This window comes from Enterococcus termitis (assembly GCF_001730305.1).
GTDB classification, from domain to species: domain Bacteria; phylum Bacillota; class Bacilli; order Lactobacillales; family Enterococcaceae; genus Enterococcus_L; species Enterococcus_L termitis.
In genome coordinates this window covers 257,761-271,871 of sequence record NZ_MIJY01000012.1, presented here as the reverse complement: position 1 = coordinate 271,871, position 14,111 = coordinate 257,761, and the positions used below count along the sequence as shown (strand labels likewise).

At 35.8% G+C, this 14,111-nt stretch carries 18 protein-coding genes and 1 other annotated feature (1 of these 19 running past the window's edge); of the genes, 16 read left to right on the top strand and 2 right to left on the bottom strand.

Going from position 1 to position 14,111, the window contains the following annotated elements:
• Nucleotides 1-110 (top strand) — a binding site (T-box leader); it begins 92 nt to the left of the window's first position.
• Nucleotides 111-490: 380 nt separating this feature from the next.
• The 11 genes from BCR25_RS20360 (at nt 491) to BCR25_RS08645 (ending at nt 8,404) form a co-directional block, all read left to right on the top strand.
• A complete protein-coding gene (locus tag BCR25_RS20360) occupies nt 491-655 on the top strand; it encodes a hypothetical protein (RefSeq protein ID WP_169819003.1) in 165 nt (54 codons plus the stop codon).
• A 62-nt stretch (nt 656-717) separates the two neighbouring features.
• Nucleotides 718-1,266, top strand: a complete 549-nt coding sequence (gene epsC, locus BCR25_RS08690) for a serine O-acetyltransferase EpsC (protein WP_069663223.1) — start codon at nt 718-720, stop codon at nt 1,264-1,266.
• The gene (cysS, locus tag BCR25_RS08685) at nt 1,250-2,662 is read left to right on the top strand and encodes a cysteine--tRNA ligase (RefSeq protein ID WP_069663222.1); all 1,413 of its coding nucleotides are present in this window, start codon (nt 1,250-1,252) and stop codon (nt 2,660-2,662) included. The genes epsC and cysS overlap by 17 nt, the downstream gene beginning before the upstream one ends.
• The gene (locus tag BCR25_RS08680) at nt 2,659-3,057 is read left to right on the top strand and encodes a Mini-ribonuclease 3 (RefSeq protein ID WP_069663221.1); all 399 of its coding nucleotides are present in this window, start codon (nt 2,659-2,661) and stop codon (nt 3,055-3,057) included. Before cysS ends, BCR25_RS08680 begins: the two co-directional genes overlap by 4 nt.
• A complete protein-coding gene (gene rlmB / locus BCR25_RS08675) occupies nt 3,038-3,886 on the top strand; it encodes a 23S rRNA (guanosine(2251)-2'-O)-methyltransferase RlmB (RefSeq protein ID WP_379974971.1) in 849 nt (282 codons plus the stop codon). Before BCR25_RS08680 ends, rlmB begins: the two co-directional genes overlap by 20 nt.
• A gap of 70 nt (nt 3,887-3,956) precedes the next feature.
• Complete coding sequence (locus tag BCR25_RS08670) at nt 3,957-4,487, top strand: NYN domain-containing protein (RefSeq protein ID WP_069663219.1); 531 nt, start codon at nt 3,957-3,959, stop codon at nt 4,485-4,487.
• Nucleotides 4,488-4,577: 90 nt separating this feature from the next.
• Nucleotides 4,578-5,138: a sigma-70 family RNA polymerase sigma factor gene (locus BCR25_RS08665; protein WP_069663218.1), complete on the top strand. Its 561-nt coding sequence runs from the start codon at nt 4,578-4,580 to the stop codon at nt 5,136-5,138.
• A 134-nt stretch (nt 5,139-5,272) separates the two neighbouring features.
• Nucleotides 5,273-5,518 (top strand): Veg family protein, encoded by a 246-nt coding sequence (locus tag BCR25_RS08660; RefSeq protein WP_069663217.1) that lies wholly within the window; start codon nt 5,273-5,275, stop codon nt 5,516-5,518.
• A 194-nt stretch (nt 5,519-5,712) separates the two neighbouring features.
• Entirely contained in the window at nt 5,713-6,564 is an 852-nt protein-coding gene (gene ispE, locus BCR25_RS08655) for a 4-(cytidine 5'-diphospho)-2-C-methyl-D-erythritol kinase (RefSeq protein WP_069663216.1), read from the top strand.
• A 155-nt stretch (nt 6,565-6,719) separates the two neighbouring features.
• Nucleotides 6,720-7,682: a metal ABC transporter substrate-binding protein gene (locus tag BCR25_RS08650; RefSeq protein WP_069663215.1), complete on the top strand. Its 963-nt coding sequence runs from the start codon at nt 6,720-6,722 to the stop codon at nt 7,680-7,682.
• Nucleotides 7,683-7,723: 41 nt separating this feature from the next.
• The gene (locus BCR25_RS08645) at nt 7,724-8,404 is read left to right on the top strand and encodes a metal ABC transporter ATP-binding protein (RefSeq protein ID WP_069663214.1); all 681 of its coding nucleotides are present in this window, start codon (nt 7,724-7,726) and stop codon (nt 8,402-8,404) included.
• Nucleotides 8,405-8,542: 138 nt separating this feature from the next.
• Here the strand turns inward: BCR25_RS08645 and BCR25_RS08640 are convergent, their stop codons facing one another.
• The gene (locus BCR25_RS08640) at nt 8,543-9,454 is read right to left on the bottom strand and encodes a helix-turn-helix domain-containing protein (protein ID WP_069663213.1); all 912 of its coding nucleotides are present in this window, start codon (nt 9,452-9,454) and stop codon (nt 8,543-8,545) included.
• Nucleotides 9,455-10,106: 652 nt separating this feature from the next.
• Nucleotides 10,107-10,592, bottom strand: coding sequence for a helix-turn-helix domain-containing protein (locus BCR25_RS19880; protein WP_083242621.1), 486 nt, complete (start codon nt 10,590-10,592; stop codon nt 10,107-10,109).
• A 1,012-nt stretch (nt 10,593-11,604) separates the two neighbouring features.
• Here BCR25_RS19880 and BCR25_RS08630 point away from each other — a divergent pair.
• Genes BCR25_RS08630 through BCR25_RS08615 form a run of 5 tightly spaced genes read left to right on the top strand, consistent with a single transcriptional unit; the run spans nt 11,605 to nt 13,982 of the window.
• On the top strand, nt 11,605-11,853 hold the full coding sequence (locus BCR25_RS08630; RefSeq protein WP_069663212.1) for a hypothetical protein: 249 nt from the start codon (nt 11,605-11,607) through the stop codon (nt 11,851-11,853).
• Between the two features lie 11 nt (nt 11,854-11,864).
• Complete coding sequence (locus BCR25_RS08625; protein ID WP_069663211.1) at nt 11,865-12,143, top strand: hypothetical protein; 279 nt, start codon at nt 11,865-11,867, stop codon at nt 12,141-12,143.
• Nucleotides 12,143-12,316: a DUF6906 family protein gene (locus tag BCR25_RS20355; RefSeq protein ID WP_169819002.1), complete on the top strand. Its 174-nt coding sequence runs from the start codon at nt 12,143-12,145 to the stop codon at nt 12,314-12,316. Before BCR25_RS08625 ends, BCR25_RS20355 begins: the two co-directional genes overlap by 1 nt.
• A 1-nt stretch (nt 12,317) precedes the next feature.
• Entirely contained in the window at nt 12,318-12,914 is a 597-nt protein-coding gene (locus tag BCR25_RS08620; RefSeq protein WP_069663210.1) for a SprT-like domain-containing protein, read from the top strand.
• A 54-nt stretch (nt 12,915-12,968) separates the two neighbouring features.
• Entirely contained in the window at nt 12,969-13,982 is a 1,014-nt protein-coding gene (locus tag BCR25_RS08615; protein WP_069663209.1) for a hypothetical protein, read from the top strand.
• Nucleotides 13,983-14,111 lie beyond the last annotated feature (129 nt).

Sequence of the window (14,111 nt, the reverse complement as noted above, 5' to 3'; positions counted from 1 at the left end):
CTTTGAATAGTTTCAGTGATACGTAGCTGAAAACGGCCAACAACCGTTATCTGTTTTTGAGGCAGGGTGACCTGTGAAAAAAAGTGGAACCACGCGCAAGCGTCTTTTAAACGAATGTTGTTCGTTTAAAAGACGCTTTTTTTGTTAAAAGTGATTTCTAGTTGTTTTTATCTGAGATAAGGCTTTATTGCTTGTAAATGCAAGCAAAGCCGCTAAACACAATGGTATGAAAAAAATAAGGATTAGACCAGGTGCGTCATCTTTATCCGCGATAAAATATATAGCGGGTAGTAACTGTGCTAAGGTTCCTGTTGCTAACATAGACAAGTATCGGATGATATGACTGTCTTTTGATAGGTGTTCGATGTTGCTATTTTGTTTTCTGTAAAGTTTCCAAATCATGTATATCAGCATAAGGACAAGTAGCGAATTGAGCGCGAGACTAATGCAAATCCAACTGATAAAGAAAAAATTAGTTGGGAAGAAATAGATGGTTAGTCTGAAAATGATAGGAGATAGAAATAAAGTCAAACTTAGAAGAGCCAAGGTGATTCCGGCTGCTAAATACTTAAAAGACGCTTTATCGTTCATAACACAACACCTCATTTATAATGATGCTTTAAGTTTAGCGGAACTGGGGCAGGCAAGCAATTGATCACGCAAATTCTTAATAAATAATGTAGATAAGACTCTTATTGAATGAAAGGAGCAGAAAAGATGGGTTGGTTAAAAAAAGCAGTTAGGGCAGTTAAAAAAAATGATCCAGCAGCACGTTCAACGTTAGAAGCGTTACTTACTTATCCTGGGTTGCATGCGTTATTTTGGCATCGTTTTTCACATTTTCTCTATAGGCATCGGTTATACTTGTTGGCAAAAATTCATGCACAATTTTGGCGCTTTCTAACAGGAATCGAAATTCATCCAGGCGCGCAAATTGCTGCTGGTGTGTTTATCGATCATGGCATGGGGGTCGTGATTGGTCAAACGGCGGAAATCGAGGAAGATGTTGTATTGTTCCATGGTGTTACGTTAGGTGGTACTGGAAAAGACACAGGAAAGCGTCATCCAACCGTTAAAAAAGGAGCAATGATCCATGCACATGCACAAATTTTGGGTCCTGTTACAATAGGTGAACGAGCAAAAATCGGCGCTTCGGCTGTTGTTTTGACAGATATTCCGGATGATGCGACTGCTGTCGGGATACCTGCAAAAGTCGTCCGAATCAAAGGGAAGAAAATGGAGGAAAAAGATGATTCAAATCTATAATACATTAACAAGAGAAAAAGAAATATTTCAACCGATCGAAGCTGGTAAAGTCCGGATGTATGTCTGCGGACCAACCGTTTACAACTATATCCATATTGGGAATGCCCGCAGCACAATTGCGTTTGATACAATCAGACGATATTTAGAATATCGCGGCTATGAAGTCAATTATGTATCTAATTTCACTGATGTCGATGACAAAATTATTCGTGCCGCCAATGAGTTGGGGATTACTGCACCGGAAGTTGCCGATCGTTTTATTCAAGCGTTTGAAGAAGATACTCAGTCACTGAATGTTCAGCCTGCAACTAGTCATCCTCGTGTTATGGATCATATGCCGGATATTTTGATTTTTATTGAAGCGTTGATCGATAAAGGGTATGCCTATGAAGCAAAAGGTGATGTATACTACCGAACGCGTAATTTTGATGGCTACGGTAAATTGAGTCATCAGTCTATCGATGAATTAGAAGTTGGCGCCAGCCAACGAACGGGCGTTGAGCAAGAACTAAAGGAAGATCCATTGGATTTTGCGTTGTGGAAAGGTGCCAAAGCTGGAGAAATTTCTTGGGAGTCACCTTGGGGAGCGGGGCGTCCTGGCTGGCATATCGAGTGTTCTGTTATGGCTACAAAACATTTAGGTGATACAATTGATATCCATGGAGGCGGTCAAGACCTAGAGTTTCCTCACCATGAAAATGAAATTGCCCAAAGCGAAGCTAAAACAGGCCAAACCTTTGCCAATTACTGGATGCATAATGGCTATGTAACCATCGGTGAAGATGATGAAAAAATGAGTAAATCACTAGGAAACTTTGTAACAGTTCACGAACTGGCAAAGCAGATCGATCCGCAAATTCTGCGATTCTTTATGGCGACGACACAATATCGCCGTCCAATCCGCTATAGCGAAGCGACAATTAAAGAAGCGGGTGTCAATTTACAAAAGCTGAGAAATGCGTTTGAGAATTTATCCTTCAGAAAAACAGGTGCTGCCGCACAACTCGATGAAGACGAAAGAAAATTGCATGAATTAGCTGATTTAGAAGTTCGCTTTACAACAGAGATGGATGACGATTTCAATGCAGCAAATGGGATTACCGTCGTGTATGAATTGGCAAAATGGATCAATCAATATAGTGAGCAAGAAACGGTATCGCAGGTTGTGACGGATAAAGCATTGGAACAATTTGAGCAATGGTTAAGTATTTTTGGGATTGTTTTCTTATCTGACGAGTTAGTAGATGATGAGATTGACCAACTGATCGAAGAACGAAATCAGGCACGCAAAAACCGAGATTTTGCTCGTAGTGATGAGATCCGTGATTTATTGAAAGACAAAGGAATAACCTTGGAAGATACAGCTCAAGGGACTAGATGGAGAAGAAGTGAATGAGAGATTATACACAATTAAACGGTTTGGCATTAGCTTATGTAGGAGATGCGATTTATGAAATCTACATTCGTGACTACTTAGTAGAGCAAGGACAAACAAAACCAAATACACTACATCGAATGGCAACACATTATGTTTCGGCCAAAGCACAGGCCTCTTTGATTCAGTTGATGTTGGAAGAACAACTGTTGACGGAAGCAGAAGAAACGATGTATAAGCGTGGACGTAATGCCAAAAGTCATACTTCTGCAAAAAATGCGGATATTACCACCTATCGTGTAGCTACAGGCTTTGAATCATTAATGGGCTATCTCCATTTAACAAAACAGACAGAACGTCTAGAAGAACTGATCGATTGGTGTATCAAAAAAGTAGGTGAAAAAAATGAGAAATGATAAAAAGCGTCCATTTAAAGAAGGAAAACCTAAAAAGAAACAATCATTTAAAAAAGAACCACTGAAAAAAGAGCGCAAAACAACTGAGGAAACAGTTGAAGATAATTTTGTTTTCGGTAATCATGCAACGGTTGAAGCGATCCAGCAAGGAAGAGGGAATAAATTATTCCTGCAAGAAGACAGCAAAGGAGAAAAAGTCGAGCAATTAAAAATCTTGGCAAAAGAAAATGCTGTTCCTGTAAAATGGGTTCCTAAGCAAAAACTAGATACTATGACCGATCACGGAGTTCATCAAGGCATCGTATTGGCGATTACAGCATACGAGTATCTAACACTGGACGAATTACTTTTACGTACAAAAGAAAAGACAGAAACACCGTTCTTTTTAATTTTAGATAGCTTGGAAGATCCTCATAATTTTGGCTCTATTCTAAGAACAGCGGATGCCACAGGCGTGGATGGAATCATTATTCCCAAACATCGTGCTGTTGGAATCACTCCAGTTGTAACAAAGGCTTCAACAGGAGCTGTCGAATATATTCCAGTTGCTCGTGTGACTAATTTGTCGCAAAGTATTGCTGCATTGAAAGAAAATAATTTTTGGATTTTCGGAACGGATATGAAAGGAACAGATTACCGTCAATGGAATACACAAGGAGCGATTGCATTGATTATCGGTAATGAAGGCCGAGGTATGAGTCAAGGTCTTCATAAAGAAGTGGATGAATTATTGACGATTCCAATGACGGGTCATGTTCAAAGTTTGAATGCAGGTGTTGCTGCAGGATTGTTGATGTATGAAGTATATCGAGGACGTAATCCTTTGTAGAGTTAAATAGAGGTACAGGATAAAAATTAAAATAATTATTACTTTGTATGGAGAAGGTGAGAATACAAAAATGAAAAAACAATTACTAATCGTTGACGGTTACAATATGATTGGGGCCTGGCCGGAACTTGTTAAATTGAAGAATCAAAATAAACTGGAAGATGCCAGAGAAGCCTTACTGCAACGTCTGTCTAATTATGCGAAATATGAGGATTTAGAGGTGATTGTTGTTTTTGATGCTCAGCTTGTTCCAGGTATTCAGCAAACCTATAAAAAGTATCTACTGACAGTTGTTTTTACGAAAGAAGATGAAACGGCTGATAGCTATATTGAGCGAATTGCCGGAGAGAAAAATGACCGTTTGACCCAGGTCACGGTCGCAACGAGTGATTTGGCTGAACAATGGCTGGTTTTCTCTAAAGGCGCATTGCGGACGTCTGCAAATGAACTATATAAAAGTGTAAAAAAATCAGAACGCACAATAGCGATCCACGCAACAGATATTCACTTTCAAGATTTTCGAAGAAATTCTCCATGGAATTTAGAACAATTGTCAAAATTGTCTGATAAGCTAGACGAATTGTCTAAAAAGAAGGATTAAACACTTGTTCGCTTCTGTTTGTACAAATGATAATGATACGCTTCTTTCAAACATTTTTATATAGAAAAATGTTTGAAAGGAGAAAATGGTATGGGGAAGTATGGAGACATTTTAAAAGGAGATGGGGCAGCTTTTGATCGACTGTATCGAAACTATCATCCCATCGTGTACAATTTTCGGAAGAAGTACTATTTGAAAGATTTTGACAAGGAAGATTGGTTGCAGGAAGGGAGGATCATTTTCTATCGTTCACTTGAAAAATATGAGGAGACATATAGCGTTTCTATTGGGAAGTTTTTCAAGTCAAATTTTGAAAATCATGTGCGCAGTCTTATTCGAAAACAATGTGCGTTTAAACGGACGATCGATGTACAATCCGTTTCATTGGATCAAAAAATGGAGATTAAGGGAGAAGCTTTTTTTGACTACATCGGAATCGAAGAGGCAGATGTCTTGGAACAAATGATTATCAGAGAGAAATTAGAAGAGCTGCCCTATGTATTATCGCCGTTTGAACGAACGACTTTTCAAGAATTTATGAATGGTAAAGAGCTGAAAGAGATTGCGAAGGCTACCGCAAGCCGCGAAATCACTGTCAGAAGTGCGTATGATCGAGCTAAAAAAAAGCTGAAATCTATTATTTATGATTAAATGAGAATTTTTATTTTTTTTCACATGAAATAATTATCTGCAAATGAATCATAATTAGTTGCATTTCATTTTCTGCTATGGTAAACTTGATATTTTTATCTGTATGTGTTACAATGAAGGTTGAGGTGAATGCAATGCCAACAACTTTAGCGTCAATTAAAAAAGATTTAGAATGTCGTATCGGCAGCAAAATCACATTAGTTGCTCAGACCGGCAGAAAGCGTCAAACTGAACGTAAAGGTATTTTGACAGAAACGTATCCATCTGTCTTCGTTGTAGATTTAGATCCGGATGAAAACTCATTTGAACGAGTTTCTTATAGTTATTCTGATGTGTTGACACGCACAGTAGAGATTGAGTTTGTCAGTGAAGCAGTCTAAGATTGAGAGAAAAGGCTACATTAAAACGGAAACGTTTTAATGTAGCCTTTTCTGTTTAATGATAAGAAAAAGGAAGGGAAAATTTCCATTGTATTCATCATTTTCTTAACAAATCTATACATCTCAAACAACATATGTTAGAATTTAAAAGATTGTGAAGTTGGTCGGAGTATCAGATTAGATAGGTGAAAATAATGGAAATCATAGAAAAGGCACCCGCAAAAATCAATTTGGGGTTGGATGCTCTTTATAAACGAAAAGATGGTTATCATGAGTTAGAGATGATCATGGCTAGTGTAGACTTGGCAGATCGGCTAATATTTGAAGAGCTGCCGCAAGATGAGATTGTGATCGAGACAGACAGCTCTTTCTTACCAGTGGATAGAAGAAACCATGTCTATCAAGCAGCAGAGTTATTAAAGCAGACGTTTCATCTAACACAAGGTGTCAAAATTATAATAGAAAAACGAATTCCTGTTGCAGCAGGTTTGGCAGGCGGCAGTAGTGACTGTGCAGCAACGTTTCGGGGGCTCAATCGCCTGTGGAATTTAAATTTAACGCTGGAGCAGTTAGCAGATCTGGGCAGCCGCATAGGTTCAGATGTTCCTTATTGTATTCATGGCGGTACGGCGTTTGTTACAGGTCGAGGTGAAAAAATTGAATTTTTACCTTCGATGCCACAATGCTGGGTCGTTTTAGTTAAACCTAAGATGAGTGTTTCAACAAGTTCGATTTTTGGTAGTTTATCATTTAATAGTATTCAGCATCCTGATATCGCTGGAATTCGTCAGGCTGTTGAGACAGATGACTATTATTTGATGACGGAAAAAATCGGTAATGCTTTAGAAGGCGTGACTATAAAGCGTCATCCAGTGATCCAACAAATCAAAGATCGGATGCTCACTTACGGCGCAGATGCTGCCTTGATGAGTGGTAGCGGTCCGACTGTTTTTGCATTATGTGAAAAGAAAACTCGTGCACAACGAATTTATAATGGGCTAAAAGGCTTTTGTGATGAAGTTTATCTTGTAAGGACATTGAAATAAGTAAAAGTGTGGAGGAATCAATAATGATTCCTCCACACTTTTACTTATTTCATATATTTCTCTTGACGTACCACTTTCCTTCTGTTAAATTAGTTCTTGCTACCAAATCGTAAATATTACGATTTAAATAAGACAAATCGAAATGGGGAAACGAGATGAGAAAAAATAAATGGCTATACTTTACAGGAATTCTTGTATTTACCACGTTGTTCACACTAGCGGCTTGCGGGCAGACAAAAGAAGCAGACAAAACGACAAAAGGTGATAAAATAAAAGTTGTGACTACTTTTTATCCGATGTATGATTTTGCTAAAAATGTCGTTGGAGATGCCGGCGATGTTCAACTGTTGATCCCAGCAGGTACAGAGCCGCATGATTATGAGCCTAGTGCAAAAGATATCGCTAAAATAACGGATGCAGATGCCTTTGTGTATAATAGCCATGAATTAGAAACCTGGGTGGAAGATGTATTGGAAAATGTCGATCAGAAAAAAGTCGCAGTTGTAGAAGCGGCTGCTTCTATTGATTTAATGGAAGGTGCAGCTCACGACCATGAAGATGATGAGGCCGATCACGAAGAACATGATCACGATCATGAATTAGATCCCCATGTATGGTTAGATCCAGTTTTAGCACAAAAGGAAGTCGAAGCGATCCGTGATGCATTAGTCAAAAAATATCCAGAACAAAAAGCAGTGTTCGAAAAAAATACAGCAGCCTATCTTGAAAAATTAGCCGCTCTTGATACCGAGTATAAAGAAGCGTTGAGCGATGCTAAAAACAAGACATTCGTCACTCAACATGCAGCATTTGGTTATTTAGCGAAACAATATGGTTTGACCCAGGAATCGATTGCGGGCATTTCTCCTGATCAAGAACCTTCACCAAGCCGTTTAGCTGAACTAAAGAAATACATCGAAGCTCATGATGTATCTGTGATTTATTTTGAAACATCCGCATCATCAAAGGTTGCACAAACATTAGCTAAAGAAACGGGTGTAGAGTTATCTGTGCTTAACCCGCTTGAAAGTATTACAAAACAAGAACAAGAGCAAGGCGAAGACTATATTTCTGTCATGAGAGCTAATCTTGAAGCCTTGAAAAAAAGTATTAAGTAGATTAGGTACATTGACATACCAATCTAAAAAGGAGCAGAGTCATGCATTATCTAGAAGTCAAAGATCTCACATTTTATTATGATGATGAGCCTGTCTTAGAAGGTGTTTCTTATCATGTAGATCCCGGTGAATTTGTGATTTTGACGGGGGAAAATGGTGCAGCGAAATCAACGCTGATCAAGAGTAGCTTAGGCTTACTGAAGCCGACCAAAGGCACGATAACTATTTCTAAAGAAAACAGTGAGGGAGAAAAGCTTAGTATTGGCTATATCCCTCAGCAAGTAGCCTCATTTAATGCGGGCTTTCCAAGTACAGTGATCGAATTGGTACGCTCTGGTCGTTTTCCACGCAATCGTTGGTTCAAACCATTGACCAAAAGAGATCATCAGCACGTAGAAAAAGCATTAAAAGCAGTCGGTATGTGGGAGATGCGCCATAAGCGAATCGGAGAACTTTCCGGTGGACAAAAACAACGCATCAGTTTGGCTCGTATTTTTGCGACAGACCCTGATTTATTTATTTTAGATGAACCAACAACAGGAATGGATGAAACGTCTAGAAATGAATTTTATCGACTATTAAGACACAATGCGCATGATCACGGTAAAGCGATTTTGATGATCACACATGATCATGAGGATATAAAATCATATGCAGATCGACAAATTCGTCTGGTTCGGAAGGAGGATTCACAGTGGAGATGCTTTCATATGAGTTCATAATTAATAGTAATTAGAGCAAAAACACTGTAATATAAGCGTTTCTATCAATCTTGTTTTGTACAAATGTATTAAAAAATGACCTACTGTTCTCACGAATGTTCCCAGTAGGTCTTTTTTTAGTTTGTTTGAATTATAAATCTAGCTTTCTTTAATTAACCCAACGGCATATGGTGCCTTAGTATCCTTATCTTTGTGGTGAGTCAATTCTTTTACTTCTACTTTGACATTATTTGCATGTTCAAAATCTCCAATATCTTCTAAAATCGATATGAAGTTAGTAATTTGTTGCATATATTTTGGTTCGCCTGTTTCAATCCAGTTGGTTAAATTTTCGAGATATTTTAGGTTCATCCGAAAGCTGTAGTTAGTGTTGGTTTTATCGGATTTTTTTGCTATACTTATGTATTTTTTTGTTAAGTCGTAATCTTTTTGATGTAAAGTAATAGAAATTAGGTTGATGAGAGTGTTGTAAGCAAATTTTTTTGTTGTATAGTCACGAATACTTTCATTTTCTATAGGATATGCTTTTTGAATAAGTATTTTTGCTTGTTCCTTAGAAAAGAAGCTTATTGTGTTGCATAGTAGTTTGTATTCAAATCCGAAAAAATACTTAGCTTGTGACAATTGATTGTATATTATGTCAATCTCTTCATTTGAGATTTCCTCTACTTCATCCCAAAATTTGTGAAAATAGGATTTAATGGCGTAATAGTTTGATAAGTCTTTAATGGTTTTGATTCGTTTTTTTTCAATATTAAAATATATATCTAACAGGTGCTTTTTAGTAGTCTGATTGGTTGGATGATTTGCACAATAGTAATAATAATGTAGAAATTTTTCGTATTCCTTGTCCAGACTGGCGTATGAAAAAAATTCATCTGCTTCTATATCTAGTTTGAGAAGTATTGCTTCTAGATCATCTATTTTAATTACTCTTTGATTGTTTTCAATCCTAGAATATGTAGAAGAATCTTGGTGATCTGGAATCATTTCCTTTTGCTTAATATTTTTTTTGGTTCGTATAAAACGTAAAGAATCGCCTATATTCATAATGTTACCTCCATTTGTTTGTCATTATAACAAATTAAATGATTATAATCACCTGCTTTTTTAAAATTAATATAAATAAGTGACTACTTTATGTCATATAATCAAAATTTAATAAAAAGGGTTTAAATCTAATTAATTGTTTGGTAATCTTTGCATACAGATATGCATGCTTGTCTGTAATTTAATGTTAAGGAGGTGCCATGATGGTAGGTTTATTAGTTGCTGTATCAAGTTTAGTTGGTGTTTATGTAATTACAGTTGGTGGTTAGTAAGAAATAAAACGATCATAATTTATTTATCAAAAAAAGCGCAAAAAAAGAGCTGCCTTTAGCATTCATAGGTTGGTCGCCTATGTCAAGCGCTAAAGACAGGTACTATAGTATAGGGCTATAGTACGCTACTCTTATTCTGTAGCAGACTGCTACAACTATTGAGTATACCAAAGATTTTAAAAGATTTCATTATTATTTGACAATTTGTTGTGTTGTAGGCTCTGTATACATAATTCAATTGAGTAGTCTCAAATCCAAAAAAATGGAGTGTTGGATTTGAAGATAGAAGATGCAGAATTGTTGGCATTATTAGAAAAATTTAGTAGAGAACTGAACATAACTTTGGAAGAAGCCTTCTGTTTAGTTGTTTCAGTAGAGGACTAAAATTTTTCTTTTAGTTCAAACATAAAAAATAATAACGCTTCTCGTGATTCGGGAGTGTCAGGAACGTTAAAGGATGCTAGAAGTTTTCTAATATCTTCGTAGCGTTCCTTTTGTTTGGTTAGATATTCTGGATCAGAAAGTTTTGTTTTTATTTTATTTGAATTGTTAAATTCAACTATATCTTCGTTTATTGTAAAAGGAGTTTCATTTTTTAACTTTAGATTATTTAGATAGTGTTCTTGATCAGGCGTTAAGTTAAGGTATTGGACGTTAGGATTGTCTGTTTGTCCTAAAATATAATCAGTAGATACGGAATATAGTTTTGATATTTTGGTTATCATTTCCGAATCAGGTTCGCGAGTTCCGTATTCCCAATTTGCGTATGTACCTAGATTCTTAAGTCCTAATTGTTTTGCAACATAAGTCTTTGTCCAATTTTTTTCTTCTCTAAGTTTAGTTAATCGTTCAGCTAATATATCCATGTACAAAACCACCTTCCTTTGACATTATAAACGTTTTGAGTATAAAAATGTAAAAGTTAAACAAAAAGTGTTGACATTCATTTGGGAAAGGTGTAATATATAGCTAAGTTAAACATAACGTTTAACGTTTATAAACAAAAAAGCATTCACGAGAAGAAAATGAATTTCTATTTCGTAAACACTCTTAATAAATACTAGACACATTTATTTTAAGTGATTCAACGAAATAATACAAGGATGAAATTTTCGTTTAAGGTTATAAGTCTTTTTGAGGTATTGTATGTTCAGCCTATGAATGAACTACAAAGTGGCAACAAGCATGCGTAAATGCAGCCGAGAACTTTATTGATTTTTAGAGATCAAAATTTCTTGTCTATTGCTAAGGGCTAGGTTTCTGGTTTGACTTCTAATAAGGAGAAGGGCATTGGAAACGTTGAATAAGATTCGCTTAGGGTAGATCAGTGTTTGGTTGAATAAAATCACTTTGGATCAATAGCTATGTCGTGATGATATTGCTGATTGCAAAGGTAGTTGTACTTCTATAAAAGAAGTATTTCTATGTAAAGTCAGAGGAGGAGAGTTGTACACTGTATGTGGTAGGTCTATCTAACGTGCTGTGATATAGACGTATTAACGTTTATTAGCCGTTGAACAATGATTCTATGAAACGAATGATAGAAGACCTGATTTCATAGCTCTAGGGCGAACTTGCAGGGTATCTATAGCAATGTACAGAGCATTGCACATTCTACTACCATGAATAAAAGAATCTTAAATTAATTAAGACAGAATCATTAGTCAAAATAGGAAGAAAAATTATTTTTTCAGCGACTAAGAGATTTTGATATGAACATATATTGAAGGACGTTCTTTAAGGATGTCCTTTTTTCCATGTTCTACTAAAGGGAAATTTAAACTAGTTTTCTTTTAGTAGGACTTAGAAATTCAATACAAAATATTAGAATAAAAAGGAAATGAAGAAAATGCCAGCGAGAAAAGAGGTTGTGAATAAATGGAGAAAAGACTAACTTATACAGGTTTAGAGTTCTCATTGGACAGGTGGGGAGATTCGATTTTTCTTTCAGATGCGGAAGGTTGTACTTGTACTGAAATTAGAGAGTTCATTCCGAATGAACATGAGCCTAAAGACGCAGAATATATGTTATTGACAATGGGGATTCAACCAATGTTGACTAAAGAAGAATTAAATCATTTTGCTTTAAAAATTTTAACACTTACTGGATTTTTAGTAGAAAAATAAAGGTGATGATAATGAGAAAGAAAGAGGAAAGAGAAAAAGAATTTCAAAGGTTTGTTGATGTCGGTGGGTTGAAATTTTTGGAAGAAACTAAAATCAAAAAAGCAGAAAGCAAAAGAGATAAAGAAAGGAAAAGACAAGAAGGCGAGGAATTTATGGAATTGGTAGGATATTTTTTGTTTTGTGCGCTTGCTATTTTATTAATGGTGGGAACATATTGGTTCTTTTTAAGTGAGTTTGGAAAACGAATGGTAGAAGAAACGGTCAACTCAATTATGAAAGGAAGATATTAATGAAACAAGGAAAAAGACCAACGAGGAAACAGAAAGAATTAATCGGGCAACAGAAAATTGGCAATCAATTTCTTAACCCAGATAAATGGTTAGTAAGACAGTTATCAAGAAACGATATGCTTTTAATTCATAGAGTATCTGGTAAAACTAGAAAAGCACGTATGGTTGATTAAAATGGAAAAATTACTTTCTGAGAAGCTAGAAATGTTGGAGATTGCATTTGATGATCTTAATACTAAATATTTTGAAAGTGCACTTTCAAAAAGTGTAATAACGATCCAAAGTACACCTTCTTCATACGGACATTTTACAACAAAGCAAGTATGGACTGTAGTAAGAAAAAAAGCTTATGAAATAAATCTAGGGGCAGAGACATTGAACAGAAAGATTGAAAATATTATTGCCACATTAGTTCATGAGATGGTACATCAATATTGTGCAGAAAATAGTATTAAAGATACTTCAAGAGGGAATACTTATCATAATAAGCGTTTTAAAGAAGAATCGGAGAAAAGGGGTTTGTTAATTTCTTATGAACCTAGAATTGGATGGAGTGTAACAGAACCAACTAAAGAGTTGATTGATTATGTGCGAAGTAATAACATTTATGAGAAGATATCAATGTATCGTAAGACGACACTGAAAGAGAAAAAATCAACAAGATCAAGTACCAGAAAATATGTATGTGTGTCTTGTTCTCAAACAGTTAGGGCAACGAAAGAAGTGAATATTATTTGTGGTGACTGTAATCAAAAAATGATTAGTAATTAGGATTGACTTTCAATCTTTTTAGGTGAATAATATTATTTACAGGAGGATAAAAAAATGAAATTAAATGAACAGTTGAAAAAAATGACAAAGAAACAAAAAATGGGTGTATTCACTGTTAGTATCGCAATTTTATTAGTAGGTTCTTTTGGGTATAAAGTTTATGCAGATGATCAAAAGGCACAAGAACAGGCACGAATTGCAAGGATTGAGAAAGAGAAGTTAAAAAATGATACTGAAACAGCAGTAAATGATTTATTTGAGAAAGCAATTATTGATAATGATGATGCTAAAAAAATTGCGATCAAAAATGATTTGCAAAGTGAAACAGTAAAGAATGTAAAAGAAAAATATTTCGTCACGAAAACTAAAGATGCATGGCAAATCAATATAAATAATATGATTGATAATGCTGAAAATCAGTTGCAACAAATTGATATTGCTAAAAAAGCGGTAGAACAGGTTTACAAAGAAAAAGTCTTGAATACAGATCAGAAAAAATATGATGTAGCAAAAAAAGAAGTAGACAAGATTAAAAATGCTAAAGCTAAAAAAGAGTTATCTGATAAATTAGCAAAAGTAAAATCTGAAATTGAAAAAAAAAATAAAGAGAAGGAAGATAAGAAAAAAGAATCTGGAAAAGTTTCACAACAAACACCAGAAGCAAAAGCGACTACTGATAATGTAGCTCAAACAACGGATGGTGCAGAACAACAAGTAGCAGATGTAACAGGGCAACAAACAGATCAAGCGCAACAACAAACACCACAAGCAGGCGCAGGGCAAGAAACAGGCTACTACGAACCACAAACTCCAGTAACAGATAATGGCACTGGATCAAATCAAAACGTAGCGCCAACAGCACCTGCAAATAATGGGAATGCAGGAGGAACACAAACACCTGCTCCTCCAGCTCCAGAGCCTACACCAGAACCGATACAACCAGCAGGACCGCCAGCAGGTTGGATAAATCCGCCATTTCCTATTGGAAGTGGAGAATTAATGGATTGGATTGCTGATAATGGCTATGGTGGATATGATAGTTCGGATGGATATATTCGTCCTTATTAATAAATAGATGTAAAAGCAACTTCTTAAATAGAGGTTGCTTTTTTTGTATCAAAAAAATTAGAAAGAGGTGATATTTATAAGTATTCGGAGTAGAGAACCGCCGACAATGAAGAACTATTTCAAATAAAA

Excerpts from the sequence above, each read along its gene's own strand:
- BCR25_RS20360 (WP_169819003.1), top strand. The coding sequence starts at position 491 with ATGGTTAGTCTGAAAATGATAGGAGATAGAAATAAAGTCAAACTTAGA.
- epsC (WP_069663223.1), top strand. The coding sequence starts at position 718 with ATGGGTTGGTTAAAAAAAGCAGTTAGGGCAGTTAAAAAAAATGATCCA.
- cysS (WP_069663222.1), top strand. The coding sequence starts at position 1,250 with ATGATTCAAATCTATAATACATTAACAAGAGAAAAAGAAATATTTCAA.
- BCR25_RS08680 (WP_069663221.1), top strand. The coding sequence starts at position 2,659 with ATGAGAGATTATACACAATTAAACGGTTTGGCATTAGCTTATGTAGGA.
- BCR25_RS08670 (WP_069663219.1), top strand. The coding sequence starts at position 3,957 with ATGAAAAAACAATTACTAATCGTTGACGGTTACAATATGATTGGGGCC.
- BCR25_RS08665 (WP_069663218.1), top strand. The coding sequence starts at position 4,578 with ATGGGGAAGTATGGAGACATTTTAAAAGGAGATGGGGCAGCTTTTGAT.
- BCR25_RS08660 (WP_069663217.1), top strand. The coding sequence starts at position 5,273 with ATGCCAACAACTTTAGCGTCAATTAAAAAAGATTTAGAATGTCGTATC.
- ispE (WP_069663216.1), top strand. The coding sequence starts at position 5,713 with ATGGAAATCATAGAAAAGGCACCCGCAAAAATCAATTTGGGGTTGGAT.
- BCR25_RS08650 (WP_069663215.1), top strand. The coding sequence starts at position 6,720 with ATGAGAAAAAATAAATGGCTATACTTTACAGGAATTCTTGTATTTACC.
- BCR25_RS08645 (WP_069663214.1), top strand. The coding sequence starts at position 7,724 with ATGCATTATCTAGAAGTCAAAGATCTCACATTTTATTATGATGATGAG.
- BCR25_RS08640 (WP_069663213.1), bottom strand. The coding sequence starts at position 9,454 with ATGAATATAGGCGATTCTTTACGTTTTATACGAACCAAAAAAAATATT.
- BCR25_RS19880 (WP_083242621.1), bottom strand. The coding sequence starts at position 10,592 with ATGGATATATTAGCTGAACGATTAACTAAACTTAGAGAAGAAAAAAAT.
- BCR25_RS08630 (WP_069663212.1), top strand. The coding sequence starts at position 11,605 with ATGGAGAAAAGACTAACTTATACAGGTTTAGAGTTCTCATTGGACAGG.
- BCR25_RS08625 (WP_069663211.1), top strand. The coding sequence starts at position 11,865 with ATGAGAAAGAAAGAGGAAAGAGAAAAAGAATTTCAAAGGTTTGTTGAT.
- BCR25_RS20355 (WP_169819002.1), top strand. The coding sequence starts at position 12,143 with ATGAAACAAGGAAAAAGACCAACGAGGAAACAGAAAGAATTAATCGGG.
- BCR25_RS08620 (WP_069663210.1), top strand. The coding sequence starts at position 12,318 with ATGGAAAAATTACTTTCTGAGAAGCTAGAAATGTTGGAGATTGCATTT.
- BCR25_RS08615 (WP_069663209.1), top strand. The coding sequence starts at position 12,969 with ATGAAATTAAATGAACAGTTGAAAAAAATGACAAAGAAACAAAAAATG.